Source organism: Actinomadura sp. WMMB 499, assembly GCF_008824145.1.
Taxonomy (GTDB): Bacteria; Actinomycetota; Actinomycetes; order Streptosporangiales; family Streptosporangiaceae; genus Spirillospora.
This window is the reverse complement of sequence record NZ_CP044407.1, coordinates 8,499,325-8,525,431: the sequence shown is the minus strand read 5'-3', so window position 1 is coordinate 8,525,431 and position 26,107 is coordinate 8,499,325. Positions and strand designations below refer to the sequence as shown.

23 protein-coding genes and 1 pseudogene are annotated in these 26,107 nt (G+C 73.6%); 11 read left to right on the top strand and 13 right to left on the bottom strand.

What is annotated here, in order from left to right; genetic code table 11:
* Positions 1-42 precede the first annotated feature (42 nt).
* The 7 genes from F7P10_RS42950 (at position 43) to F7P10_RS38900 (ending at position 9,613) form a co-directional block, all read left to right on the top strand.
* The gene (locus tag F7P10_RS42950) at positions 43-2,808 is read left to right on the top strand and encodes a hypothetical protein (protein WP_176611824.1); all 2,766 of its coding nucleotides are present in this window, start codon (positions 43-45) and stop codon (positions 2,806-2,808) included.
* Positions 2,805-3,398, top strand: coding sequence for a flagellar hook-length control protein FliK (locus F7P10_RS38925; RefSeq protein WP_151017015.1), 594 nt, complete (start codon positions 2,805-2,807; stop codon positions 3,396-3,398). The genes F7P10_RS42950 and F7P10_RS38925 overlap by 4 nt, the downstream gene beginning before the upstream one ends.
* Complete coding sequence (locus F7P10_RS38920; protein WP_254716244.1) at positions 3,395-4,453, top strand: ABC transporter substrate-binding protein; 1,059 nt, start codon at positions 3,395-3,397, stop codon at positions 4,451-4,453. The genes F7P10_RS38925 and F7P10_RS38920 overlap by 4 nt, the downstream gene beginning before the upstream one ends.
* On the top strand, positions 4,453-5,634 hold the full coding sequence (locus tag F7P10_RS38915; RefSeq protein WP_151017014.1) for a CbiQ family ECF transporter T component: 1,182 nt from the start codon (positions 4,453-4,455) through the stop codon (positions 5,632-5,634). The genes F7P10_RS38920 and F7P10_RS38915 overlap by 1 nt, the downstream gene beginning before the upstream one ends.
* Positions 5,631-7,241 carry an ABC transporter ATP-binding protein gene (locus F7P10_RS38910; RefSeq protein ID WP_151017013.1) on the top strand — a complete coding sequence of 537 codons (1,611 nt, stop codon included), beginning with the start codon at positions 5,631-5,633 and terminating at the stop codon, positions 7,239-7,241. Before F7P10_RS38915 ends, F7P10_RS38910 begins: the two co-directional genes overlap by 4 nt.
* Positions 7,238-8,152, top strand: coding sequence for an ECF transporter S component (locus F7P10_RS38905; protein ID WP_254716243.1), 915 nt, complete (start codon positions 7,238-7,240; stop codon positions 8,150-8,152). The genes F7P10_RS38910 and F7P10_RS38905 overlap by 4 nt, the downstream gene beginning before the upstream one ends.
* Before the next feature lie 120 nt (positions 8,153-8,272).
* A complete protein-coding gene (locus F7P10_RS38900) occupies positions 8,273-9,613 on the top strand; it encodes a short-chain fatty acyl-CoA regulator family protein (RefSeq protein WP_151017012.1) in 1,341 nt (446 codons plus the stop codon).
* A 44-nt stretch (positions 9,614-9,657) separates the two neighbouring features.
* On the opposite strand, the gene F7P10_RS45215 is transcribed toward F7P10_RS38900, so the two are convergent.
* From F7P10_RS45215 to F7P10_RS38890, 3 genes and pseudogenes are all read right to left on the bottom strand, one after another.
* Positions 9,658-9,780, bottom strand: a complete 123-nt coding sequence (locus tag F7P10_RS45215) for a hypothetical protein (protein WP_302851406.1) — start codon at positions 9,778-9,780, stop codon at positions 9,658-9,660.
* A gap of 60 nt (positions 9,781-9,840) precedes the next feature.
* A pseudogene (locus tag F7P10_RS45610) lies at positions 9,841-10,128 on the bottom strand (ABC transporter substrate-binding protein); the annotation flags it as partial.
* 39 nt (positions 10,129-10,167) lie between these two features.
* Positions 10,168-10,980, bottom strand: coding sequence for an SAM-dependent methyltransferase (locus tag F7P10_RS38890; RefSeq protein ID WP_151017010.1), 813 nt, complete (start codon positions 10,978-10,980; stop codon positions 10,168-10,170).
* Positions 10,981-11,312: 332 nt separating this feature from the next.
* On the opposite strand from F7P10_RS38890, the gene F7P10_RS38885 reads away from it, so the two are divergent.
* Positions 11,313-12,704 carry a GntP family permease gene (locus tag F7P10_RS38885; protein ID WP_151017009.1) on the top strand — a complete coding sequence of 464 codons (1,392 nt, stop codon included), beginning with the start codon at positions 11,313-11,315 and terminating at the stop codon, positions 12,702-12,704.
* Positions 12,705-12,710: 6 nt separating this feature from the next.
* On the opposite strand, the gene F7P10_RS38880 is transcribed toward F7P10_RS38885, so the two are convergent.
* Genes F7P10_RS38880 through F7P10_RS38870 form a run of 3 tightly spaced genes read right to left on the bottom strand, consistent with a single transcriptional unit; the run spans position 12,711 to position 14,401 of the window.
* Positions 12,711-13,418, bottom strand: a complete 708-nt coding sequence (locus F7P10_RS38880; protein WP_151017008.1) for a FadR/GntR family transcriptional regulator — start codon at positions 13,416-13,418, stop codon at positions 12,711-12,713.
* Between the two features lie 59 nt (positions 13,419-13,477).
* A complete protein-coding gene (locus tag F7P10_RS38875) occupies positions 13,478-14,131 on the bottom strand; it encodes a hypothetical protein (protein WP_151017007.1) in 654 nt (217 codons plus the stop codon).
* Positions 14,132-14,143: 12 nt separating this feature from the next.
* Positions 14,144-14,401 carry an alpha/beta hydrolase gene (locus F7P10_RS38870; RefSeq protein WP_151017006.1) on the bottom strand — a complete coding sequence of 86 codons (258 nt, stop codon included), beginning with the start codon at positions 14,399-14,401 and terminating at the stop codon, positions 14,144-14,146.
* Between the two features lie 222 nt (positions 14,402-14,623).
* Between F7P10_RS38870 and F7P10_RS38865 the strand changes: the two genes are divergently transcribed.
* Together F7P10_RS38865 and F7P10_RS38860 are read left to right on the top strand one after the other, a co-directional pair.
* Complete coding sequence (locus F7P10_RS38865) at positions 14,624-15,808, top strand: sensor histidine kinase (RefSeq protein ID WP_151017005.1); 1,185 nt, start codon at positions 14,624-14,626, stop codon at positions 15,806-15,808.
* Positions 15,809-16,486 carry a response regulator transcription factor gene (locus F7P10_RS38860; protein WP_151017004.1) on the top strand — a complete coding sequence of 226 codons (678 nt, stop codon included), beginning with the start codon at positions 15,809-15,811 and terminating at the stop codon, positions 16,484-16,486.
* Positions 16,487-16,531: 45 nt separating this feature from the next.
* Here F7P10_RS38860 and F7P10_RS38855 read toward each other — a convergent pair whose 3' ends face one another.
* From F7P10_RS38855 to F7P10_RS38830, 6 genes are all read right to left on the bottom strand, one after another.
* Positions 16,532-17,332, bottom strand: coding sequence for an enoyl-CoA hydratase/isomerase family protein (locus F7P10_RS38855; protein ID WP_218040270.1), 801 nt, complete (start codon positions 17,330-17,332; stop codon positions 16,532-16,534).
* A 636-nt stretch (positions 17,333-17,968) separates the two neighbouring features.
* A complete protein-coding gene (locus F7P10_RS38850; protein ID WP_151017003.1) occupies positions 17,969-18,793 on the bottom strand; it encodes a TauD/TfdA family dioxygenase in 825 nt (274 codons plus the stop codon).
* Positions 18,794-18,817: 24 nt separating this feature from the next.
* Entirely contained in the window at positions 18,818-19,372 is a 555-nt protein-coding gene (locus F7P10_RS38845; protein ID WP_151017002.1) for a nuclear transport factor 2 family protein, read from the bottom strand.
* 2 nt (positions 19,373-19,374) lie between these two features.
* A complete protein-coding gene (locus F7P10_RS38840; RefSeq protein ID WP_151017001.1) occupies positions 19,375-20,295 on the bottom strand; it encodes an SDR family NAD(P)-dependent oxidoreductase in 921 nt (306 codons plus the stop codon).
* Positions 20,292-21,869 carry an aldo/keto reductase gene (locus F7P10_RS38835; protein ID WP_151017000.1) on the bottom strand — a complete coding sequence of 526 codons (1,578 nt, stop codon included), beginning with the start codon at positions 21,867-21,869 and terminating at the stop codon, positions 20,292-20,294. Before F7P10_RS38835 ends, F7P10_RS38840 begins: the two co-directional genes overlap by 4 nt.
* A gap of 203 nt (positions 21,870-22,072) precedes the next feature.
* The gene (locus F7P10_RS38830) at positions 22,073-23,215 is read right to left on the bottom strand and encodes a helix-turn-helix domain-containing protein (protein ID WP_176611823.1); all 1,143 of its coding nucleotides are present in this window, start codon (positions 23,213-23,215) and stop codon (positions 22,073-22,075) included.
* Between the two features lie 496 nt (positions 23,216-23,711).
* On the opposite strand from F7P10_RS38830, the gene F7P10_RS38825 reads away from it, so the two are divergent.
* Positions 23,712-25,289: a GMC oxidoreductase gene (locus tag F7P10_RS38825; protein ID WP_151016998.1), complete on the top strand. Its 1,578-nt coding sequence runs from the start codon at positions 23,712-23,714 to the stop codon at positions 25,287-25,289.
* A gap of 61 nt (positions 25,290-25,350) precedes the next feature.
* Here F7P10_RS38825 and F7P10_RS38820 read toward each other — a convergent pair whose 3' ends face one another.
* Positions 25,351-25,935 (bottom strand): hypothetical protein, encoded by a 585-nt coding sequence (locus F7P10_RS38820; RefSeq protein ID WP_218040269.1) that lies wholly within the window; start codon positions 25,933-25,935, stop codon positions 25,351-25,353.
* Between the last annotated feature and the right edge of the window lie 172 nt (positions 25,936-26,107).

Below are 26,107 nucleotides of genomic sequence, written 5' to 3'. Positions count from 1 at the left end.
CCGCCCGGAACTTCCCCCTCCGCGTCGCGGGAGGGGAAAAACGTGGAGCACACCCAGCGCGGGCATCGCGGCCGCGCCGCGATCCTGCTGTCGGCCCTCCTCGGCGTCGGCCTGCTGGTCTCGCCACCGGCCGAGGCGGCCGCAGGCGACCGGGCCGCCGCCCGTTCCAACTCCGATTGGCTGGCCGCGCAGCTGGCAGAGGACGGAACGCTGCGCAACCCCCTCGGCGGAACCCTGCCCGACTACGGGCTGATGGTCGACGTCCTGTTCGCGATGCACGCATCGGGCGACGGCGATCTCGCCGCCCCGATCGTCGAGTACATCGACGACGGCGGGCGGACCGACGAGTACTTCACCTGGGAAGGTCTCGTCCCGGACCAGGGCTACGACGCCATCGTCGTCGGCGGCGCGGCCGCGAAGCTGCTGGTCGCGGCCCAGGCCTCCGGACGCGACCCGCGCGACTTCGGCGGTCACGACATGGTGGCCGAGACGAAGGCCGCGATCATGACGTCCGGTCCGGACAAGGGGCGCGTCAGCGACTACTCCAAGGACCCGGCGCTCGCCGACTACGTCAGCAACAACGCCAACGTGTTCGGGCAGTCCCTCGCCGTCATCGGCCTCGCGGGCGCCGGCGAGAACGACCGCCCGGCCATCGACCGGCTGGTGTCCCAGCAGTGTTCCGAGGGCTACTTCCGCATCTTCTTCGGTCACGTCCCCACCGACGAGACGGGCGACCACGTCACCGAGAACGGCCGGAAGCTCTCGACCTGCGACGAGGGCAAGGAGTTCGACCAGTCCGCGCCCGACGGCGACGCGACCGGCCTCGCGCTGTCGGCGATGCTCGCGGCCAGGAGGGCGGGGGCGACCGGCCTCGACGGCCCGATCGACCGGACGGTCGCCTGGCTGCGGGCGAACCAGAAGCCCGGCGGCGGCTGGGGCGGCGGCGTCAGCACCGAGGCGCCCAACACCAACAGCACGGGCCTCATCGTCCAGGCGCTCGCCGACGCGGGCGGGGCGGCCGACGCCGTGGCGAAGGGCACCGCCTACCTCCGGTCCGCCCAGGTGACCGCGGCGGCCGACGGGGACGGCGTCCTGTCCGGGCACGTGGGCGCGATCGCCTACGACCCCGAGTCGTACCGGGCGGCGCGCACGGACGGGCTGAGCGGGATCGACACATGGATCCGGGCGAGCGCGCAGGCATCGCTCGGGCTCTCCGGCGTCGGCTTCTACGACCTGACGCAAGGCGGCGCGCCCCCCGGTGGCGGCGACGGGGACGGAGACCCACCTGGCGACGGAGACCCTACCGGTGACGGTGACGGGGACGGGGACGGGGACGGAGACGGAGACCCGCCCGGCGACGGGGACGGGAACGACACCGGCGACGATGACGGGAACGACCCCGGAAACGGCGACACCGGCTCGAAGGACGACCGGTCCGGGGACGGTGTCGGCGACGAAGACGGGGGCGGGAACACCGACCGGAACTCGGACGGTTCCGGCGGCGGCGACGATCGCCGGGGACCGCCGCCCGGCTCGTCCGGCGGGACGGTCGTGACCCCCGCCACGGTGCGGAACCCGGACGTCGCCGCCGCGCCGAGCGCCCGGCTCGCCGCGTATCTGGCGAGCACGCTCGTGGACGGCGACCACGTCGAGGTCACCGAGAACGGCAGCACGTACGTCGACTACGACGCCACGGCGGACCTGGTCATCGCGCTGCGCACCCTCGGCGGGCAGCCGCGGGCCGTGGCGCGGGCGTCGCGCTTCCTGCTCCGTCCGGACTCGGTGCGCGCCTACGCCCACGGCGCCCCGTACGAGACCGGGTCGGCGGCCTACGCCGCGCCGCTGGCCAAGCTGCGGATCGTCGCCGGGTTCATGCGGGGCGAGGACGGCGCGCCGACCGATCTCGAGCGGACGATCGGCGGGCTCCGCGACGGGCTGGCCGCGCTGCGCACCCCCGACGGCGGGTTCGCCGACACCGGTTCCTACGCCGATCCCGACACCTCCGTCGAGCGGCACGCGTGGGCGATCCTGGGAACGCTGGCCGGATCCTCCGCAGATGCGGCGGCCCCGCTGCGCGTCCTCATCGGGGCGCAGTGCGCGGACGGCACCTTCCCCGCGAAGCTGGACGCGAAGGAGTGCGAGACCGGAGACCTCGGGGCGACCGCCCTGGCGGTCGCGGCGCTGAACGGGGAGGCACGGCCCGCGGGGACCGGCGCACCGGGGCTCGCCGTCGCACCGGCCGCCGCACCGCTCCTGAACGGGCCGCACACGCTGACGGCCGCCGCGTCCACTCTCCGGAGCGAGCCCCCGGGCCGGACGGCCGCGCTGCAGGCCGCCGCCGGCGCCCTCACCGCCGCGTCCGCGAACGGCGGCGTGGTGCGCGACGCCGCGGGCCGCGTCGACCCGGTGCTCAGCGCGCGCGTCGCGAGCGGCAGGCAGGCCGCCGGTCTGGACGTCCGCGAGACGTCCCGGGCCCTGGGCGCCCTGCTGCGCCCGGACGGCGGGTTCGCCGGGCGAGCGGGCGGCGGCAGCCATCCGCCGACCAGCGTCGCCGCCGCCCCCGGCGTCGCGGGTCGCGCGTGGACGAGCGCACCGAACTCCCCGGTGACGACCGCGCCGCGCCTGCCCGCCGTCGGCGCGGGCACCGCGCCGCAGGCCAGGATCGCCGGTGCCCCCGGCGAGGGCCTCCCCGCGGGCCCGGTCGCCGGCGGCATCGCGAGCGCGGCCGCCGCCCTGGCCGCCGTGCTCGCCATCGGACGACGTCACACCGCCATCCGCAGGACGAGACCCAGAGGGGTTGCCCGATGAAACGAACCGTCACCGTGCTGTCCGGACTGACCGTGTCGGCCGCGCTCGCCGTCGCCGCTCCGGCGGCGTCCGCCGAAACGGCGGCCTCGGCCCAGGCCTACGACGGGATCTGCACCGGCCCGGACGCGCTGACCGGGACCACCGTCGTCATCGACTTCCAGGAACTCGACGGCAACGGCGGGACCCCCGCCCCGACGATCACCCGGTGCTCGCCGGACCCGACCCCCGCCACCCCGCGAGACGGCATCGAGACGCTGCAGGACGCCGGGATCCCGGTGACGGGCGTCGTCCGGTGGGGCCTGGGCTTCGTCTGCCGGCTGGAGAACCGCCCGTCGGCGACCGAGACCATCCCGACCGACTCCGATCCGACGTACCAGGAGGCGTGCGTGAACACGCCGCCGGCGCAGGCGTACTGGTCGTACTGGCACGCCGACGGCTCCGGGACGACGTGGACGTACAGCAACTGGGGCGCGCAGAACCGCGACGTGATCCCCGGCGGATTCGAGGGCTGGTCGTTCTCCCTGAACAACGGCCCGACGACCAACCCGTGGCCCGAGGTGACACCGCGCAACCCGGCGGTCGACCCATGATCGACCGCACCCGGCGCGGCCGGACGGCGGGGCGGCGCGGCCGCGCCGTCCGGCTGTCGGCGCTGACCGGGGCGGTCCTGCTGGCCGCCCCGGTCGGGGGCGTCCTGCCCGCGGCGTCGGCGATCGATCACGGCAAGGGACGTCCGGGCTTCTGCGAGACGGGCGAGGGCGTCACGGTCGTCGTCGACTTCCAGCAGCTCGGCGGCACGACGATCGTCCGCTGCGACCCGCGGCGGACGCGGGGCACCGGGCTGGACGCGCTCAAGGGCGCGGGCTTCCAGATCGCGGGCGTCCAGCGGTGGGGCGAGGGGTTCATCTGCCGTATCGAGAACCGGCCGTCGGCGACCGAGACCGTCCCGATCAAGGGCGACGAGGACTACCGGGAGCACTGCGTCGACACGCCGCCCGCGGCCGGGTACTGGTCGTACTGGCACGCGGGCAACAACTGCGCGTGGGAGTACAGCCAGTGGGGCGTGAAGAACCGCGACTTCATCCCGGGCGGTTTCGAGGGCTGGTCGTTCTCGCTCAACGCGACCGCCGACACCAACCCGCGGCCGCGCATCGCCGCCGTCCGTCCGGGCACGTCCGGGCAGCCGTGCGTCGCGCCCGACGAGCCCGCCCCGACCACCGACGACCCGAACGAGCGGCAGCCCGGATCCGGCGGCCAGAACGCGGGCGGGGGCGGCGGCTCCGGCGGCTCCGGCGGCGGTGACGGCGGCTCGGGCGGCTCGGGGAACGCGGACGGCGGCGGCTCGGCGGACGGCGGCGGCGCCGGGACGGGTTCCGGCACGGGGACACCCGGACCGGGAGGCGGTGACGGTTCGCTCCCGCCGCCCAGGCCCCGCGCTCTCGCGTCGACCCGCTCCACCGCGGCCGACCCCTCGGACAACGTCGCGTTCACCGGCGGCGAGAACGCCCGGGACGTCAACGACGTCATCAAGGAGCAGTCGGGGGCGAGCGACTACGCGCCGTGGGTCGCCGGGACCGCCGTCGTCCTGCTGGCGGCGGCGACCTGGCTGACGGCCCGGCGCCGCAGGCGGGCCCGGGAGACGTGATGGGGCGCGGTGCCCTCGCCGCGTACTTCCTGCCCCGCGACCTGCATCCGGGCGCGTGGTGGCTGTGGACGCTGGGACTGGCGGCCGCGGCGAGCCGGACGACGAACCCGTGGCTGCTGCTGACGATCGTGGCGGTCGTCTGCCACGTCGTGGTGTCCCGCCGGACGGACGCGCCGTGGGCGATGGCGTTCCGGATCTACCTCGGCCTCGGTGCGTTCATCGTCCTCTTCCGGGTCTTCTTCCGGTTGGTGTTCGGCGGGGCGGAGGGCACGACGATCGTGCTGCGGATGCCGGAGGTCCCGCTGCCCGCGTGGGCGGCGGGGATCCGGCTGTTCGGCGACGTGTCGGCCGAGTCGCTGCTGGGCGGGTTCTACGACGGGCTGCGGCTGGCGACGATGGTGATCTGCTTGGGCGCGGGCAACGCGCTCGCCAACCCCAAGCGGCTGCTCAAGGCGATGCCTCCGGCGCTGTACGAGATCGGCACCGCCGTGATCGTCGCGCTGTCGGTGTTCCCGCAGCTCGCCGAGAGCGTGCTGCGGGTCCGGCGGGCGCGCGCCCTGCGCGGCGGCGGGCACGGGCACGGGCGGCGCCGCGGACGGCGGCGGGGGCGGTTCCGGGCGCTGCGCACCATCGTCATCCCCGTGCTGGAGGACGCGCTCGACCGTTCGCTGCTGCTCGCCGCGTCGATGGACGCCCGCGGCTACGGCCGGGCCGGGACCGCCGCGCCGCGCGCCCGGCTGTGGACCGGCCTGCTCATGATCGCCGGGCTGCTCGGCGTGTGCGTCGGCGTCTACGCGACCCTCGACGGCACGACGCCGCGCTTCCTCGCGGCGCCCATGCTGCTGGGCGGCCTCGTGGTGGCGCTGGCCGGGTTCCGGCTCGCCGGGCGCCGGGTCCACCGCACCCGGTACCGGCCGGACCGGTGGCGCGCGGCGGAGCTCGTCACCGTCGCGAGCGGCGCCGCCGTCGCGGTCACCCTGTTCGTCACCTCCGGCGTCGATCCGACGAACCTGAACCCGTCGCTGACCGACCTGTCGTGGCCGATGCTGTCGTGGGCGCCGTTGTGCGGGGTGCTCGCCGGCGCCCTGCCCGCCTTCCTGACCCCGCAGCCCGAGCCCCCGCATCCCACCGCCGTGCGCGCCGACACGGCGCACCGCACCACCGAGAAGGCAACCGCATGATCGACTTCGACCGCGTCGGCTTCTGGTACCACGGCCGCGCGGAGCCGGTGCTGGCCGGCGTGTCCCTGTCCATCGGCGAGGGGGAGCTCGTGCTGTTCGCCGGGCGGACCGGCGCCGGCAAGTCCACGCTGCTCGGCACCGTCAGCGGGCTCGTCCCGCACTTCACCGGCGGCCACCTCGAGGGGACCGTCGCGGTGGACGGCGTCACGACCCGCTCCCGCCCGCCGCGCGAGTTCGCGCACCTCGTCGGGACGGTCGGCCAGGACCCGCTCGCCGGGTTCGTCACCGACACCGTCGAGGAGGAGCTCGCCTACGGGATGGAGCAGCTCGGCACGGCCCCGCAGGTGATGCGCCGCCGTGTCGAGGAGACGCTCGACCTCCTCGGGATCGCGGAGCTGCGGCGCCGCGCGCTGCGCGGGCTGTCCGGCGGGCAGCAGCAGCGCGTGGCGATCGGCTCGGTGCTCACCATGCACCCGCGCGTCCTGGTGCTGGACGAACCGACCTCGGCGCTCGACCCGACCGCCGCCGAGGACGTCCTCGCCACCCTGGCCCGCCTCGTGCAGGACCTCGGGACGACGGTGCTGATGGCCGAGCACCGGATGGAGCGGGTGGTCCCCTTCGCCGACCGGATGGTCTACCTGCCGGGCGACGGGACCGTGCTCGACGGCACGCCGCCGGAGGTGCTGCGGGACGCGCCCATCGGCCCGCCCATCGTCGCGCTCGGCCGGCTGGCGGGCTGGGACCCGCTGCCGATGACGGTCCGCGACGCCCGGCGGCGGGCCGGGCCGCTGCGCGACCGCCTGCGCGGGGTCCCGGCTCCGGCCGCCCCGGCCGGGGGCGGCGCGCCGCTGCTCACCGCGACGGGGGTCGTCGTCCGGTACGGGGCCGCGGTCGCGGTCCGGGGCGTCGATCTCGACCTGCACGGCGGCACCGTGCTGGCGATGATGGGCCGCAACGGGTCGGGCAAGTCGTCCCTGCTGTGGGCGATGCAGGGCTCCGGACCGCGCCAGGGCGGCACGGTGCTGGCCGCGGGCGCCGACACCAAGCGCATGTCGCGCGCCGAGGCCCGCGCGGTCGTGGGGCTGGTGCCGCAGACCGCGAGCGACCTGCTCTACCTGGAGACGGTCGCGGACGAGTGCGCGGCCGCGGACGGCGAGTCCGGCGCCGAGCCCGGATCGTGCCGGGACCTGCTCGACCGGCTCGCGCCCGGCATCCCGGCGGACGAGCATCCGCGCGACCTGTCGGAGGGGCAGCGGCTCGCGCTGGTGCTCGCCGTGCAGCTGACGGCCGCGCCGCGCGTCATGCTGCTGGACGAGCCCACCCGCGGGCTCGACTACGACGCGAAGGCCGCGCTGGCGCGGATGATCGCGTCCCTGACCGCCGAGGGCCGCGCGGTCGTCGTCGCGACCCACGACGTCGAGTTCGTGGCGGCCGTCGCCGACCGGGTCGTCGTGATGGCCGAGGGCGAGATCGTCTCGGACGGCCCCACCGCCGAGGTGCTGGGCGGATCGCCCGCGTTCGCGCCGCAGGTCGCCAAGATCCTCGGCGACGGACTGCTGACCGTCGACGACGTCCGCGCGGCCCTGGCCGGGGAGGCGGTCCGTTGAGCACCCCCACGGACGTCCCCGCCGACCGTCCGGGGCGCCGGACGGGCGGGGCGCGGCCGTCCGGACCGGACCGGCGAAACGGCGCCGGGCGGGCCGCCGCCGTGCGGATCGGGCGCCGCTCCGCCGTCGTGCTGTCCCTCGCCTCGGCCGCCGGACTCATGATGTTCGCCTGGCCGCTGCTCGTCCGCGTGGAACCGCAGAGCATGCAGCACGGCCCGGACGCGCCGTTCATGTTCATCGGCATCCTGCCGATCCTCATCGTCATCGTGCTCGCGGAACTGTCCGAGGGCGGCATGGACTCCAAGGCGCTGGCGATGCTCGGGGTGCTGTCGGCCGTCAACGCGGGGCTCCGGCCGCTCGGCGCGGGCACCGCCGGCATCGAGACCGTCTTCTTCATGCTCGTCCTCGCCGGACGCGTGTTCGGCGCCGGGTTCGGGTTCGTCCTCGGCTGCACCTCGCTGTTCGCGTCCGCGCTGCTGACCGCCGGGGTCGGCCCCTGGCTGCCGTTCCAGATGATGTGCTCGGCCTGGATCGGGATGGGCGCGGGCCTGCTGCCGCGCCGCGTCACCGGCAAGGCCGAGATCGCCATGCTCGTCGCTTACGGCATCGCCGTCGCCTACGCCTTCGGGTTCCTGATGAACCTGTGGTTCTGGCCGTTCATCACCGGCGCCGAAGTGCCCTACCACGACGGCCACATCTCCTACGTCCCCGGCGACCCGGTCCTGGAGAACCTGCACCGCTTCACCGTCTTCACCCTGCTGACGTCCACGGCCGGATGGGACACCGGGCGGGCCGTCACCAACACGGTCGCGATCCTCGTGCTCGGCCCGGCCGTCCTGGCGACGCTGCGCCGCGCGGCCCGCAAGGCGTCGTTCGGCACCCTGCCGACCTTCTCGTCCCCGCCGCGGTAGCCGGATCCGGGGGACGAAACGGCAGGTCGGCGCTGCGATTGCGAAGTTCCGCCAATTTCCGGGCAGCGTTTGCGAAGTTTGCGAACCCGGCATTGGCAGACCGTGGGTAGGCTGGCCGGCATGGGCAAGATCTTCGTCGGGCCGCGGCTGCGCCACCTGCGCGCCGACCGGCGCATCAGCCAGGTGGGCCTGGCCGAGATGCTGGAGATCTCACCGAGCTACCTGAACCAGATCGAGCACAACCAGCGCCCCCTCACCGCGCCCGTGCTGCTGCGCCTGACCGAGCTGTTCGGCCTCGACCCGGAGTTCTTCTCCCCCGAGGACGGCACGCGCCTCATCGCCGACCTGCGCGAGGCCCTCCCCGGCGCCCCGCCCGCGGAGATCGCCGACCTGGCCGCCTCGTTCCCGGGGACGGCGCACGCGGTCGTCGATCTGCACCGCCGCCAGCAGCGGGCCGCCGAGCACGCCTCCGTCCTGGCCGGCGCCCACCAGAGCGCTCCCGCCCCCTACGAGCTGGTACGCGACTTCTTCTACGACCGGCACAACTACATCCATGAACTCGACCGGGCGGCCGAGACCGTCAGCGACGGCCACGACCCGGCGACCGCCGCCCTGGACCGGCTCGGCTCCCACGGGGTGCGGGTGACCACCTCCGACGGGGCCCGCCGGCACTACGACCCGGGCACCCGGACCCTGTCGGTCTCCCCCGACCTCACCGGCGCCCAGCGCACCTTCCAGCTCGCCACCCAGATCGCCCTCCTCGAACACGGCGACCTGCTCACCGAGCTGGTCGGCACCGCGCCCTTCGCCGACGAGCAAGCCCGCGCGCTCACCCGGATCGGCCTGGCCAACTACTTCGCCGGCGCGTTCCTGCTGCCCTACCGCACCTTCCGGGACGCCGCCGAGGAGGCCCGCTACGACCTGGACGCCCTGACCGCCCGCTTCGCCGTCGGCTTCGAGACCGTCTGCCACCGGCTCAGCAGCCTGCAGCGCCCCCGCCTGCGGGGCGTCCCCTTCTCCTTCGTGCGCGTCGACCGGGCCGGCAACATCTCCAAACGCCAGTCCGCCACCGGGTTCCACTTCTCCCGCGCGGGCGGCTCGTGCCCCCTCTGGGCCGTCTACGAGGCGTTCTCCACGCTCGGCGACCTGCGCACCCAGGTCGCCGAGATGCCCGACGGGCGCCGCTACTTCTGGGTCGCCCGGACCGTCCGGCAGCGCTCCCACCGGTACGGGACGCCCGACCGGCTCTTCTCGATCGGGCTGGGGTGCGAGCTCCGCCACGCCCATCGGCTCGCGTACGCCGACGGCCTCGACCTCGTCCGTCCCACCACCACCCCCATCGGCCTGGGCTGCAAGGTCTGCGAGCGGACCGACTGCGCGCAGCGGGCCTTCCCGCCCACCGGCGGCGACCTGTACGTCGACCCGCACCGCAGCGGCCGCATCCCCTACGCGCCGAGCTGACCGAGGGATCCCACCGAGGGACCCGGCCGAGGGGGCGGCCGCGATCAGGACCGCAGGTCGTCGGCGGGCTCGAGGTCGCTCTCGGGGACGAGCTTCCGGTCCTCCAGGGCCGCGCGGAGGTTCTCGGCCGCGTCGACGTTGAACGGGCCGCTCACCCAGGCGTCCACGTGGAGGCTGAGGAAGCGCCCCTCCTCGACGGCGGGCAGGTCCTTCGTCGCCGGGTTGGTGCGCAGGACCTCGATCTTCTGCTCGATCGTCTGGCCCGGGTAGTCGGAGAAGGCGATGAAGTCGGGCCGGGCGGAGACGAGCCGCTCCCAGGAGACGCTCGTCCAGGACGTCTTCAGGTCGGCGAGGGCGTTGCGGCCGCCCGCCGCGGTGATGACCCGGTCGACCGGGCCCTGCGAGCCGCTCGTGTAGACGTTCTTGTCACCGCGGTCGAAGAGGAAGACCTTCGGGGGCGCGGCGGCCCGGGGCGCGCCCCCGAGGGCGGCCGGCCGCTTCTTGAGGCCGGCGATCCGGGGATCGACCGGCGCCCGCTCGATCCGGCGGACGGCCTAGGGCTTGCGGCCCACGCCGCCGGTCATGAACCGCACATCGACCGTGCCGGCGTCGAGCACCGGCTCGTCCGGCCGCCACAGCGGCAGCGGCACCAGTCCCGGGGAGAGGATCTCCAGTCCCTCGAAGAACGCGGCCAGTTCCGCGGGCGTCCGCACCCGTCCCGTTCCGAGCTGCTCGAGAAGCTGCTTCTCCAGTGCCACCGATTCGGGGGCGTCCCCGAGGCGGGTGAAGTTGGTGATGAAGAAGAAGGATCCGCTCGGAACGGCCCGGCGCAGCGTTTCCACGATCTCCCCGGGCCGCTCGTCGTCGGCCAGATGGTGCAGGATGCCGCAGAGCAGCACGCACACCGGCGCGGAGAAGTCGAGAAGGCGCCGCACCTCCCGGTGCTCCAGCACGCTCCGCGGGTCGCGGAGGTCCGCCGTCACCACCGTCGTGTTCGGGTTGTCGGCCAGGATCGCCCGGCCGTGCGCCAGCACGATCGGGTCGATGTCCACGTAGACGACCCGCGCCGACGGGTCGATCTCGTGCGCGACCTCGTGCGTGTTCCGTGCCGTCGGCAGCCCGGATCCAAGGTCGAGGAACTGCGTGACGCCCTCCTCGGCAACGAGGTACCGCACCACCCGATGCAGGATCGCGCGATTGTGCAGGGCGATGTCCCGCAATTCCGGCATGATCTTCAGGCTGGCCTCGGCCACCGCACGGTCGACGGCGAAGTTGTCCTTGCCGTTCAGCATGACGTCGTACACGCGGGCGGCGGTCGGGACGTCGGTGGGGACGTCGACGGGAACGTCCAGGGGCACCTCGGCCATACATGCCTCATTCAGTTGAAGGGGAACATCCCCGGCATCGTAGCCCGCCCGCTCCCGGGATCGGACGCGAATCCGCCGCCTCGAATGTCCGGTGCGAAAGGCCGGCGAACACAAAAGCACCATTAACGTTCATACGAGGCAAACTCAATGACTCGAGGCCGGTGATCACGGTACCGGAGTCCTCCGGCCGCACGCCGCCGGCACCGCCTTCCGGCCGCGGTGCCCGCTCTGGTGAACCGGCGCCCGCGACGGACCTTGTAAAGGTACTACCTTTGCGGCAAGGTGTGCGTTACGCGCCCCGGACCGGCCGGGCGGAGAGCATCGGAGTCGCCGTGGAAGCGATCGAACCCCAGTTCGGCACCCTCACTCTGTTGCTGATAGCGGCCGGTGCCGTGGCGGTGCTGCTGTTCCTGATCATGAAGGTGAAGCTGCACGCGTTCGTCTCCCTGGTCCTGGTGAGCGTGCTGACGGCGATCGCCGTCGGGTTCGAGCCCGGCGACATCCCCGACGTGCTGATGTACGGGTTCGCCGACACGATCGGCTCGGTGGCCCTGCTCGTCGCGTTCGGCGTCATGCTCGGCCGGCTGCTGGAGGTGACCGGCGGCGCGCAGACGCTCGCGGACACGCTCATCGGCCGCTTCGGCGAGAAACGGGCCCCGCTGGCGCTGGGCGTAGCGTCCCTGCTCTTCGGGTTCCCGATCTTCTTCGACGCCGGGCTCGTCATCTTCGTTCCGATCATCCTCACCGTGGCGCGGCGCTTCGGCGGTTCCTTGCTCTCCTACGCGCTGCCCGCGGCGGGCGCGTTCGCCGCGATGCACGCGCTCGTCCCGCCCCACCCCGGTCCCGTCGCGGCGGCGAACCTGATCGGCGCGAACGTCGGGCTCACCCTGCTCGTCGGCATCCCGATCGCGGTGGTGGCCTGGTACGTCGGAGTCCTGCTGGTCTCCCGCTTCCTCGCCGCGAGGGTCACCGTGTCACTGCCGGACGTGGTCTTCGGCGAGGTGCGGGACGGCCAGAAGTCCGACGAGCCCGACTGGCGGGGGCCGTCCTTCGGCACGGTCCTGATGCTGCTGCTCGTCCCGCTGGTGCTGATCTCCTTCAACACGGTGCTCACGACGCTGGTCGACACCGGCGTGCTCGCGGAGGATCAGGCCTGGGTCGGCTACCTGAGCCTGATCGGGCACACTCCGGTGGCCCTGATGATCACGGTCGTCCTCGCGATCCTGGTGCTCGGCCGGCCCAACGCGTCGATGGCCACCGTCAGCAGGATCGTCGACCAGGCGCTCGGTCCGGTCTGCGCCATCATCCTGATCACCGGCGCCGGCGGCATGTTCGGCGGGGTGCTGGAGCTGAGCGGGATCGGCGACGCGCTGAGCGGGAGCCTGTCCGACCTCGGCATCTCCCTGATCCTGCAGGCCTTCATCATCGCGACCCTGCTGCGCGTCGCGCAGGGCTCCGCCACCGTCGCGCTGACCACGACCGGCGGGCTGATCGCGGGGGCGGTGGCCGACGCCGACCTGGGCGACTTCAAGCTGACCCTTCTCGTGGTCGCCATCGCGGCGGGCGCCACCGTGCTCTCGCACGTGAACGACTCGGGCTTCTGGCTGGTGAGCCGGCTGTTCGGGATGGACGAGAAGACCACGCTGAAGACCTGGACCGTCGTGGAGACCACGCTCGGGCTGTCGGTGTTCGCGATCGCCTCGCTCCTGTGGCTGGTCACCTGAGCCCGGTCAGGGGGCCGGGACGCCGTTCCCGCCGAGCCGCCCCATCTCGTTGACGACCTCGACGCAGATCGCGGTCATCGCCGCCCTGGCGACCTCGGACTCGCGGCCCGCGACCGCCTCGGCCACCACGAGATGGAGGCGGCGCGCCTCGGCCTTGGGCCGCGTCGGCATCAGCCGGTGGAACGTGCGCCCGCGCAGCACCTCCTCCACGACGTGGGCGAGGCCGACGAACATCACGTTCCCGGAGGCCTCGAGCAGCAGCCGGTGGAAGGCGATGTCGTGCTCGAGGAACGCGGTCAGGTCACCGGCCGCGCCCGTCTCCTCCATCGCCGCCCCGAGCTCGACGATCCGCCGCCGCTGCCGATCGTCCGCCGCCAGGGCGGCGAGCGCGGCGGCGGGCGGTTCGATCGCGGTGCGCAGCTGCGAGAGCTGCCGCAGGTGCGCGCCCCGCTCCGGCCCGTCCAGCCGCCACCTGATCACGGCGCGGTCGTAGGAGTCCCACTCGTCCGCAGGCAGGACCGTGACGCCGGTCCGGCGGCGACTGGCGACCAGCCGCTTCGACGCGAGCACCTGCACCGCCTCCCGGGCGACGGTCCGCGACACGCCGAACTCCTGCTGCACCCACTCCAGGTTGACCTTCGCCCCCGGCGCGAGGGCTCCCGAGACGATCAGGGGCCCGAGCTTGGCGAGGACCTCCTCGTGCAGCGTCGGCATGGGCGCCAGCGTAGCCCGCGGCCGGAGCGAGCCCTCGATCGCGGGCCGTGCCGGGCGGATCAGCCCGCCGCGCCGTCGAGCAGCCGGCTGTGCCGCAGCCGCAGCGCCCGCTCCGTACTGGCCGCGACGGTGCAGATCCCGATCACGATGTTGAGCCACACCGGCAGGCGGATCGGCGAGACGAGGCCGCCGATGTGCCGGGACACGGCGTCCACCTGCGTGAGGGGTCCGGCGACCTGGACGACGATGAGGACCATCGCGGCGGCGAGCACGATCGCCGAGAGGAGACCGACGCCGCGGCTCAGCACGGGGTGCGAGCGCTCGAAGCGCGCGCGGCGCCCCTCGGCGGAGCCGGGGTCCGGCGCGAGCTGGTACTCGGCCCCTTCGACGGTGACGTAGTGGCAGCGTTTGAGCCCGAAGGCGCTCATCGACACCTCGACGCTCCCGCCCCGCACGGGGAAGACCGCGGGCAGCTTCGACACCGCGTGCTGCCTGCCGTCGAGGTACAGGTGGGCTTTGACATCGCCGGACGACTGGTTCTGCCAGTGCCGGACGTCGACGGCGTAGACCGTCCGCCCGCCGTCGTCGCGGGTCAGCGGAAGGTAGAGCAGCGCCCGGAAAGGCACCTGCCACCATCGGAAACGCTTCAACGGCCGCCCGTCGCCCGGCTCGACCCGCCGCGCGGCCCGGCGCCGCCGCCGCTCCTCGAACATGCCCCGCCCCCGCTACTCGCCCGACTCCGCCGCGCGGGCGAGATCCCGCGGTGGCCGCTGCCCGGTGGTCGGCGATGCCATCACCGCGTCCTTCGCGCACGCGTTGCCGCCGAACGGGCAGGGCTCGTGTCCGCCCCGGCCGGCCTCCACCCTCGTGGCCCGCTCCCCGCCCGCCCGGCGCGGTTCACGGGCGCCGGCCGGCGGTGTCCCCGGGATCGCGGTCGCCGCCGTCGCGGTGGCGGCGGGGGCGAGGGACGAGGTTCTCCGCATCTGCTGTCCTCCTGAGGGTGCAGGTCTTCCGGTCCTCGCCGCACGGCGAGCCGTGTCCGGTCTCTCGGGACGTGCACGAGTCTGGTCGCCCGGCGCGGTCGCGACATCGGCCCGGCGGCTCGATTTCGCTTGGACCGGAGTCGACGCGGTGATTCGACCCTGGTCGAGGGTCCGCCCCCGGGGCCCGCCGCAGGGCCCGTGCGTTTTCGCGATACTGGCCGGGTGGACACGGACGGCGCGCCGCGCCTCGGGGGGTGGCGGCAGGCATGGCGACTGGCCGCGGCGGCCGCGGCGGGCGTGCCCGTCTGGCTCCTCACCGGTGTGCTGCTGCCGCCGGGGCAGGCGACCGAAGCGGGGTCCTGGCTGATCACCGGTGATCCGCTGGTGGCTTCGGGGTGCCTGGCGGCGCTGCTGTGGCGGCGGCGGTTCCCGCTCGCGGTGGCCTTGACGGTCGCGATCCTCTCGACCGCGTCGACGCTCGCGAGCGGCGCCGCGCTCCTGGCGCTGGCCTCGATCTCCACGCGTCGCCGTCCGGTGGAGATCGGGGCGGTCGTGCTCGCCTACGTGACCGCGTCCCAGTTCACCGCGGGGTTCTACCCGGTCGAGCGTCCGCCCGGCGCGGTGTGGCTCGGGTTCGCGTTCCCGGCACTGGCCGCGGGCATCGCGGTGGCCGTGGGGGTGGCCGTCGGCGCGCGGCGCGCCGAAGTGCGGTCCTTGCGGGACCGGGCGGAGAGCGCGGAGCGGGAACAGGCCGCACGGGCGGCGCAGGCACGGGCCCTGGAGCGGAACCGGATCGCCCGTGAGATGCACGACGTGCTCGCGCACCGGATCTCCCTGGTCGCCATGCAGGCCGGCGTCCTGACCCATCGCAGCGACCTCCCGGTCGAGGAGAACCGTGTGCTGATCAGCGGTATCGCCGACGGCTCCCACCAGGCGCTGGAGGAACTTCGGGACGTTCTCGGTGTGCTCCGGTCCGACACGGACCGTCCGGAACCGCCGCAGCCGTCCCTCGGCGGGATCCCCGAGCTGGTCGCCGACGCACGCGCGTCCGGACTGGACGTCACGCTCACCACCAGCGTGGCGGGAACACCGCCGGAGGCCGTCGGGCGCACCTGCTACCGGATCGTCCAGGAAGGCCTGACCAACGCCGCCAAGCACGCCCCGGGCGCGCACGTCGACGTCGCCGTCGAGGGAACCGCCGGCGACGAGATGCGCGTCAGCGTCCGCAACGCCCCCGCCGCCATGCCGGCCGTCCGTCCGCCGGCATCGGGATTCGGCCTCCTCGGCGTCGGCGAGCGGATCACCATCGCGGGCGGACGGCTCGACCATCGCCCGACGCCCGACGGCGGCTACATCCTGGCCGCGCGGCTACCCTGGCCGAACCACGACCACGACAAGGGAAGCTGAGTGGATACCGAGCGGGAGCCGGTGCGCGTCGCCATCGTCGACGACGACCGGCTGGTGCGGATGGCGCTGCGCCTCATCATCGACGGTGAACCGGACCTGACGGTCGTCGCGGAGGCGGCCGACGGGGACGCCGCGATCACCGTGGCGGACGAGCATCGGCCGGACGTCGTCCTGATGGACGTGCGGATGCCCGGCCGCGACGGGCTCGCCGCGACCCGGGAACTCCTCGCCCGGCCCGCGCCGCCGCGGGTGCTCATGCTGACCACGTTCGACTCCGACGAGCTGATCCTCGGCGCGCTGCGCGCCGGAGCCCTCGGGTTCGTCCTCAAGGACACTCCCCCGCCGGGGATCGTGGACGCGGTGCGGACGGTCGCGGACGGGAACCCCGCGCTGTCCCCGGTCGCCACCGCGCGGGTGATCGCCGCGGCCACCGGGCCGGGCTCGGCGGACGCCCGCGCCTCGGCGCGCGATGCCGCGCGGGAACGGCTGTCCGCGCTGACCGGACGGGAACTCGACACCGCACGGGGCATCGCGGACGGGCTGGGCAACCCGGAGATCGCCGAGCGGCTGCACATCAGCGTCGCGACCGTCAAGGCGCACACCGGAAGCCTGTTCGCCAAGCTGGCGGTCGAGAACCGGGTGCAGATCGCGCTCCTGGTCCGCGACGCGGAGGGGTGACCGGACCGGCCGCGGTCCGGAGCCCCTTCGTGCGCGCCCCGGAGTTCACCAGCCCGGTGGCAGCGACGCGAAGTCGGGGTCGCGGCCCTCCGCGAAGGCGGCCAGCGCCTCGGCGTTGGCGGGGCCGCCCATGAGCCGGGCGAAGCCGTCGTTCTCCCGTTCCCGGGCCCGCCGGATCTCTTCCCGCAGCGGCGCGGTCATGTCGCGCTTGACCTCCCGCAGGCTCGAGATGGGACGGCTCGCCAGCGTGACCGCGACCCGGCGCGCCTCCGCCATCAGGCCCGCGGGCTCGCACACCCGCCAGACCAGGCCCATCTCCCTGGCCTCGGCCGCCGAGACCCACTCCGCCGACAGCAGGATCCAGGCGGCGTTCTGCCGGCCGATCAGGCGGGGCAGCAGGTAGCTCGACGCCGCCTCCGGCGCGACGCCCAGGCTCGTGAACGGGGTCTTGAGCCGCGCGTCGGCGGACATCAGGACCAGGTCCGCGAAGCCGATGACGGTCAGCCCGATCCCCAGCCCCAGCCCGTTGACGGCGAGGATCAGGGGCTTGTCGAACGCCTCCAGCGCGTCGATGAGACCGATGAACCCGTGCCGTCCCGGCTCGAAGTCCGGGTTCGAGATCCGCTCCCCCATCTCCACCAGATCGGTGCCGGCGCTGAACGCGCGGCCGCCGCCGGTCAGCAGCACCACGGCCACCGCGGGATCCTCGGCCGCCTCGTGCAGCGCGTCCGTCAGCGCGTCGTACAGGGCCTCGTTGAACGCGTTGAGCGAGTCCGGACGGTTGAGCGTCATCGTCCGGACGCGGTCGGCGTCCTCGATCAGCAGGATCGGCGCGTCCCCGCTCACCGCCGCTCCTCCGGTGCCGGTACGTGACGGGGGGTCGACATGCCTTCGAGCATCATCCGGGATTCCTAACCGACGGCGGGCATGGACAGCTGTCCAGCCGGGCTTCCAGGAAATGCTAGAACAGGTTCTATAGCGGACTCCAGCCCCTCGCCGCCGCCAGTTCAGGAAGAAAGATCTCTGCGACAGCCCGCCGCACGCCCTCGGCCGGAACGATAGAACCAGTTCTATCCGAACCGGGGACGGCCGGCATGAGAGTCGACGCTCCCGTCGGCCGAGGGACCGCCTCGAACTGCCGGTGCGCGGTATCCGATGCGCCGCCTCGCGCCACCGGTCAGGAATCGAGAAGCACCGTCGCCCCTCCGTACGTAGCGTTCTTTCCACAGGGGCTCGGAGACGCCCGCGACGGGCGAACCGGCGCCGTCGCGACCGTCCGACCCCGCCCGGATCGACGTTGCCGATGCTCGCCTTCGGTCCCGACCGGCTGCGCTCCCGGCTGGGCGGGGTGTCCCGGGGCCGAGGTCGAGGCCGCCTTTCCGGACGGGAACGCCTCGATGTCCGGCCCGCGGACACCGCGGCCCGGCGGGCACCCTTCGGGACCGGTGTCCGGCCGCTCGGGGCCTCGCGGGGCCTTGGGGTTCATTCGATGGGCTCGTCGCCGACGAGCGTGCTGCGGTGCATGCGGCGGGGCTCGCTCCGGTCGAAGGGGCAGGCGCGGTGGACCAGGCCCCGGTTGTCCCACATCACCATGTCCCCCTCGGTCCAGGAGTGCCGCAGCACCCGGTCGGGCGCGGTGGCGCGCCGTTCCACGTCCGCCAGCAGGGCCCGGCCCTCCTCGACGGGCATCCCGACGATGTGCGACGCCGTCGCGCCGAACACCAGCGAACGGCGTCCCGACCGGTGCACCCAGACCAGCGGGTGCTCGCGGGGCGGACGCTTCGCCCACTGCGCCAGCTGCTTCGGCGTCGGGTCCGGGTAGTTGAGTCGCTGGACCGCCTCGAAGGTGTGGGCCACGCGCAGGTCGGCGTACCGCTCCTTCTCCTCGTCGGACAGGGTGTCGTAGGCCGCGTAGGTGCTGGCGAACTCGGTCTCGCCGCCCTTCGAGGCGGTCACGCGGGCGCTGAGGAGGGACGCCTTCGCCGGGATCTCGTCCATGGCGCCGTCGATGTGCCAGTAGTCGTTGCTCGCGAAGTACTCGGCGTTCGGGTTGCCGGGATCGAAGCTGATCTCCATGACCTCCGGGTTCGCGTACCCGCGGAACCTGGCCGGTTCCCCCAGCCTGCGGCTGAAGGCGACCTGCGTGGCGTCGTCGGCGTGCAGTCCGCGGAACAGCAGGACGCCGTGCTCCTCGAGCGCCTCCATGCACGCCTCCGGGACCTCGGGGTCGTTCAGGAGCCGGTCGGTGCCGACGTCGAGCACCTCGACTCCGACCGCGCCCAGCTTCTTCGTCGCGATCACGCTCATCGTCGTGCCTCCTCTTCGTCGGGTTCAGCGGGGGACGCGGTGCTCTCGCACGTTCGTCAGCGGGCGCCGGTAGGACGGGTCGTCCGCGCCGCGCGTCGGTGTGCCGTTGAGGTGCAGGTCCGGCACGTCGGCGAACGGAAGGGGCATGGTGGGAAGCGTCCCGGACCATTCGATCGCGTTGGTGCGCACGGCGATCCGCCATTGCCCGTCCCGGCGCTCCAGCCGGTCGATGTACCGTCCGCCGGCGATCCAGTTGCCGTCGTCGCGGTTGCGGGCGGCGAACAGGTAGTACGTCTCGGTGTGGGCCGTGTCGCCGTCGATGTCGCAGGTGTGGTTGGTCAGGTTGTGCTGCGTCGCCGACTGGCCGCGCTCGTGCATCGCCGAGGCCCAGTCGTAGAGTTCCGCGGGCCCGCCCACGAAGTCGCCCGCGGCGATCGTGGCGTCGTCGTGGAAGGCGGAGAGGAAGCATTCCCGGTCGAACCGGTCCATGCCCCGGCAGAAACGGGTCAGGCAGTCGAAGATCCGGCGCCGGTCGAGCAGGTCCGCGAGCTCGTCGAGCCGCTCAGGGGTGAGGGACATGGTCAGTCGTCCTCCGCTGGGGTTCCGGGGGGCTGTTCGAGCGGCGACCAGATCGGCGAGCCGCGCGATGCGCGCAGCGACGGGACGTGCCTGCCGTCGATGTCGGTGACGCCGTAGTCCCGGCCCAGCTCGGCGGTGATGAAGGTGCCGCCGGTGCGGTGCAGGACGTCCGGGTCGTTCGCCAGGGCGGCGATCACGCGTCCGGGGTACTCCGGCGAGCAGCCGTTCTCCGGCCGCGTCGCACTCTCGTCCTTGAGGCCGGGGACGGCGGCCAGGTTGCGCTCGGCGCGTTCGGTGAAGGTGAGGCCCTGCCACAGCGAGACGGACGTGACGCCGTGGGGCCGCAGCTCGACGGCCATGTCGCGGGCCATCCGGTCCACGGCGGACTTGGCCGTGCCGAAGACGACGCCGTAGGTGTAGGAGACGCCGGTGTACCCGGAGATCGCGACGACGAGGCCGGACCGCCGCGGCGTCATGATCCGGGCGGCGTGCCAGGCGGCCACGTAGTTCGACCGGACGCCGACGTCGACCATCTCCCAGTTCGACAGCGGCTTCTCCCAGAACGGCCTGGCCTCGGTGAGGTCTTCCGGCAGCGCGAAGGCGTTGTTGACCAGGATGTCGAGCCGTCCCCGCTCGCGCCGGACGCGCGCGAACAGGGCGGCGACCTGCTCGTCGTCGGCGTGGTCGACCCGGACGGCGACGCCCTCGCCGCCGCGGCGGTCGCACTCGGCCGCCGTCTCCGCGATGGTGCCGGGCAGCGGCGACGCGCCGGCGGTGACGGTGCGTCCGGTCACGTAGACCGCGGCTCCCCGCTCCGCCAGGGCGAGCGCGACGCCCTTGCCGATCCCCCGGCTCGCGCCCGTGACGACCGCGACTCTTCCCGCCAGCTCTCCCCCGGCGTTCTGTCCGTCGTCCCGCGTCATGGACTCGCCTTTCCGAGGGAGTCGCCGCCGAGCCCGGCGGCGAGGTCGGCCGGAATCCGGATGCGCGTCGCCGCGAGATGCTCCTCCAATCCGGCGACGGTGGCGGCGTCGCTGATGACCGAGGCGACGGGGCCGGCGAGTTGCGCGGCCAGCATCAGCTGGTCCGGCGTGCAGCCGAGCCGCTCCGCTCCGGAGGCCAAGGCCGGTGCGCCGTCCGCCGGCGGCGCACCGGCCGCGCGCGGGCCGTCGCCGATGAAGCCGAGGCCCTCCTCCGCCAGGAGCGGGAAGAGTTCGCGTTCGAGATGCCGCGCCGACGGGTCGTAGCGGCCCCGCACGGCGGCGAACCGCGTCCTGCTCCGCCGGTCGCTGATCGACAGTGCCTTCATGACCCGGTAGGCGCGGAAGTTCGATACGCCGATGTAGAGCACCTTGCCCGCGCGCACCAGGTCGTCCAGCGCGTCGACCGTCTCCTCCAGCGGGGTGACCGGGTCGTCGGCGTCGAGCAGGTACAGGTCGATGTGGTCGGTCCGGAGCCGCCGCAGGCTCGCCTCGCAGGCCGCGCGCAGGTGGGCGCGGCCGTTCGCGCCGCCGCGCGCCCCGTGCCCGGTCGGGGTCCCGGCGCCCGCGGCCAGGACGACTCGGCCCCGGCCGTCCCCCAGCGCCCGGCCGCAGATCTCCTCGGCGACGGGACCGGCGGTGTGGACGAAGGCCCCGCCCGCGTCGAGGTAGCGATGGACCAGCGCGGTCGCGCTCCGCTCGTCGCAGTCGCGTCCCCCGAACGCCGCGGTCCCCAGCCCGAGCGGGGAAAGATGCAGGCCGGCGCTGCCGAGGCGCCGCCGTTCGTCCCCGATCGGCGCGGTGCGCCGGACGGGCCCGGCGCGGCGCGGCCCGGGCTCTCGGGGCGGGTCCGCACGCTCCTCGCCCGGCGGTTCCGGGGATTCCTCCCGGACCAGGACGCCGTGCAGGAACAGGTGCACCGCATGCCGGACGTGCGCTTCCTCGACCTCGGGCGTCCGGTAGGTGCCGTACGCGGCGAGCCACGCCGGCATCGAGCCCACCATCGCGAAGAACTGCTCGGCGGCGATCTCGATGTCGCCGACGACCAGGGATCCGGCGTCCCGGTGCCGCCGGAGCAGGTCCATGATGACCCGCATGCGCGGCGTCCAGGTAACGGCCCGGGCCCCCGCGGCGAACTCGGGGAAGCGCTCGGACTCGGCGATCGCCATCCGGCTCATCCGGACGATGTCCGGATCGACCGCGCGCGCCAGGATCGCGCGCGCGATCACCGTCAGCGCCGCCGCGAGGTCGTCGGGCAGCGGTTCCACGACCCGTTCGTCCCGCTCCTGACGGGTAAGCGCCCACGAGCTCACGGCGAGGAAGAGCGTCCGCTTGTCGGGGTACCGGCCGTACAGCGTGCCCTTGGTGACGCCCGCGGCCCGCGCCACCGCCTCCATGGTGGTCCCGTCGTACCCGTTCTGCAGGAACGTGTCGACCGCGGCCCGCCGGAGCCGCTCGGTCAGGCGGGCCGCCTGGGTCGACGTCGGACGCCCGGGCCGGGAACGATCGCTGCTCACCCGGTAACCATACGATCTCGTACGAATCACCGGCAAGAGGCCGTGGAACAATCCACGGACGTCGAATATTAAGCAGACGACTTCGTCCGGTTAGCCGAAGGTGGACGACGGCACCGGGCTCCACCTCTCCATATAGGGCCGGGAGGAGCGCCCCATGAGTGATGCCGGCCCCGGGACGCGCCGGACGTCCCGGACGCGGCGGCTCACGCCTCCCGCTCCAGGAGGGCTTGCGAACGCAGGATGATCTGCATCTCGAAGCGCCAGCGGGGATCGCGGACCCGGTCGCCGAAGAGCTCCTCGATCTTGTTCATCCGGTTGCGCACGGTCTGCGGGTGCACGTTGAGCCGCGCGCTGATCTCGGGCGCGCTCCCGCCGGTGGTCAGAAGGGTGAGCAGGGTCTCGGGAAGCTGCCCGCGATTGTGCACCCGCAGTTCCTCGGTGCGCGCGTAGGTGCGCTGGATCATCAGGGACATGATGTCCTCGTCGCTGAACAGCAGCAGGGTGGACAGGTGGTCCGCGCCGCGCGGCGGCGGATCGCGGGGGATGATGCCGCGCTGGACCAGGCCGAGCGTCTGCCGCGCCAGGCGCAGCGACAGCGCCGCCTGGGGCAGGGCGAGGGTCGGGCCCACGGCGAACGTGACGGAGCCCAGCGCGCGATCGAGCATCCGCTGCCGTCCCGGGCCGTCGGCGTCGGGGACGAGCAGGAAGGGATAGGGGCTTTCCAGGTCCATCAGGACGTCGGACGCGACGCCGAACGAGAACGGCCGGACGTCCGTGGCGGGGATGTCGAGGGCGACGCACGCGGCATCGGACGGCAACCGCCACTGCGTTTCGGCGGCCAGGCGCCGGACGGCGGCCTCGGAGGTACGGCCGGGGGCGGTCAGCAGCTCCAGCAGCCGCCGCCGTGGTCGCGGTGACGTCCCGTTGCGGCGAGCCGCCTGTTCCGAATACCCCTGCGCGGAATACGAGACGAGCTCGTTGAGATGGGCGAACATCGCCTCGGCCAGCGCGCACATGGTCTCCGGCGAGAACCCGGCCGCCAGCCCGTCGGCGGTGAAGCGCCGCCGGATCGTCCCGACCCCGATCCGGTAGGCGGCCTGCAGGGATTCCATGCTGCGTCCCTCGTGGAACTCGCTGCGGCCCAATGCCCGCAGTATCTCGGCGTCGGGGGAGTTCCGGACGGACGGGTCGGCGATGCGGTCGACGAACCGGCCGAGGCACCGCTCGACGCACCTGCGGATCGCCGTACCGGGTTCCCCGCGCAGCGGCTCGTCGAACGCGGGCACGCACCGCCGGACCTCGTCCACGAGCTCCCGCGCCAGCCGCGGCAGCCCGGGCCGGAGCACGTCCGCGAGTTCGGCGGGAATCACCGGCGGCCGGGCGGCGCGGGCGCCGTTCTCACGCTCGGGGCTTTGAGGTGCGATTACAGGCCTGATCGGCAGCATGGCCACTCTCCTTCGGCCGCGCGCACGGCGGCGTCGTGGTACCCGAAGCCGATATTCGACCCTGGACTCTCCCGCGCCGAGCACCGGGTCAAATGTGCTGTGCACTTGCTTAGCAGAGCCCTGACGCGCGGTCAAGGCGGCACTGTCGTACCGCACTCCGATCGCCGGCCATCAATGCAGGTAACGGGCTCGCTCCGCACCGATCCCACCCCCTCCTCTCCCGCCGCGGGCACCACTCCGGCGACGGCCATGATCGAGTCGGCGCCGTCTATCACCGACGCTATAAATCTTCCTACCAGATTTTGAGAATGATCCTCTTTCGAATCAAAAATGATCCTCTTACCGTGAACGGCACGCCGTCCCTTCTCCGCAGGCCGGCCGATCGATTGGAGTTCCCATGTCCGAGCTGAGCCGCCGCTCGCTGCTCGCCGGTGCCGCCGCGAGCGCGGGACTGGCCGTCGCCGGGGCGCCCCGCGCCCACGCCGCCGCCCGCCGCCGCGTCCCGGTGACGCGGGAGGAGCAGCGGGCGGTGATCATCGGGTCCGGGTTCGGCGGGGGCGTCGCGGCGCTGCGGTTCGCGCAGGCCGGGGTGCGGTGCCTCTTGCTGGAACGGGGGATCCGGTGGCCCACCGGGCCCAACGCCGAGACGTTCCCGCACGCCACCTCCCCGGACAAGCGGATCTTCTGGCTCGGCTCCCCCTCGGTGCTCGGGTACACGCCCGAGCTGTTCGCTCCCTACACCGGGCTGCTGGAGCAGGTGCCCGGGAACGGCATGGACATGGTCGTCGCCGCGGGCGTCGGCGGCGGCTCGCTGGTCTACCAGGGCATGACCCTGCAGCCCTCCGAGGCCGTGTTCAACGCCACCCTGCCCGAGCGGCTCGACTACGCGCGGATGGACCGTGACCACTACCGCCGCGTCGAACGCATGCTGCGTCTCGAGACCGCCCCGGACGAGCTGGTCGCCTCCCCCACCTACAAGCCCGCGCGGATCTTCGCCGAGTACGCCGAGCGGGCGGGCGAGCCCGTCTCGAAGATCCCCATGCCGATCGACTGGGACTTCGCCCTGCGCGAGCTCGACGGGGAGATGAAGCCGTCCTACACCAACGGCGACTGCTCGCTCGGCGTCAACAACGGCGGCAAGCACTCGGTGGACGTGACCTACATCGCCGCGGCGCAGGCCACCGGTCTGGTCACCGTCGCCACCCGGCACAACGTCACCGACGTTGCGATGGCCCCGGACGGCCGCTGGCGGGTGTTCGTCGACCGGATCGCCACCGACGGGACCGTCCTGGAGAAGAAGATCATCACCACGGCGGCGCTGGTGATGGCGGCGGGAACGGCGGGCACCACCCGGCTGCTGATGCGCGCGGCGGCCAAGGGCCGGATCCCCGACATGCCCGACGGCCTCGGCACCGGCTGGGGTTCCAACGGCGACCGCATCTACACCTGGACCAACTGGGAGGACGACTTCGGCGCGCCGCAGGGCGGACCGGTCGTGTACGGGAGCCTGGACTGGGACGATCCCGCCTCGGCCAACACCGTCATCCAGGCGTCCATCCCGCCCGTCGGCAACCTCCGCTCCACCATGATCGTCGGGTACGGCGTCAGCGAGGGCCGCGGCCGCTTCGTCTACGACGCGGCCAAGGACGACGCCGTCCTGCACTGGCCCAAGGACGCCGACAACGCCCTCTACCAGCGCATCCACGAACGCGTCACCAAGATCACCGGAAGTTCGTCCTTCCTGATCGACACCACCGCCGCCTACCCCTCCACCTGGCATCCGCTCGGCGGCGCCTCCATGGGCACGGTCTGCGATCTCGACGGACGGGTGCGCGGCCACCGCGGGCTCTACGTGCTGGACGGCGCGCTGCTGCCCGGCACCGCGGCCGCCTGCAACCCCTCCATGACGATCGCCGCCGTCGCCGAACGCGCGACCGACGGGATCGTCGCCCGCGACGTGGGAACCGTGTTCTGACCCCGGCGCCCGGAGGCCGGTGCGGGCCCGTCCGGGATCGGTGGACGGGGGTGGGCGGATCTCACGGACGATCGCATCCGCACGGCGGCCGCACGGTCCAGAAGGTCTCGGTCGGCTCCACCACGCCGTCCGGGATGGACGCCGCGCTGAGCGCCTGCGCCTTGAAGGCGCGCGCCGCGGCGCTCAGCCGGTGGCCGAGGGAGATCCGCAGAACGGGCGAGATGGCCGGGCGGCCGGAGCCCGCCGGGGTCTCCCCGCCCCAGAACCTGGCCTCCACCACCCCCTCCCGCAGCGCGTCGAGCACGAGGCGGCGGACCGGCGCGTGCGTCCCGAGCAGATCCGCGTGGACCGCGATGCTCCGCGCCGCCGGTCCGCGCCGCAGCGCCACCGGCAGGGTCTCCAGCCGCCCGGCGCGGGCCCCGAGGATGCGCAGCGGGCGTGCCGCGGCGCGGTCGGCGCTGTAGACCGTGACGTCCCAGCCGGCCATGGCCCGGTCGAACAGCCACCCGCCCGCGAACCGCACCGCCTCGGCCTGGACGGGCGCGATCACGACGAGACGGGGGCGCGGCGGGCGGCGGATCTCGCGGAACGCGGCCGGTCCGCCGGAGCGCGCCGCGCAGCGCGCGGGGCGGAAAGCCGCGGTCATCGGCCGTCCCCCGTGCCCGGCTCCGACCGCGGGCGGACGGCCGGAGCGGGCCCGGCGCACCGGGGGGTGATCGTGCTGCGCTGAGCCATGCACGGACTCCTCACGTCCGCCGGCGGGGTTCCGGCGACCGCCTCACAGTACGAGATACATCTAAATATTTTCAATGCCCGCG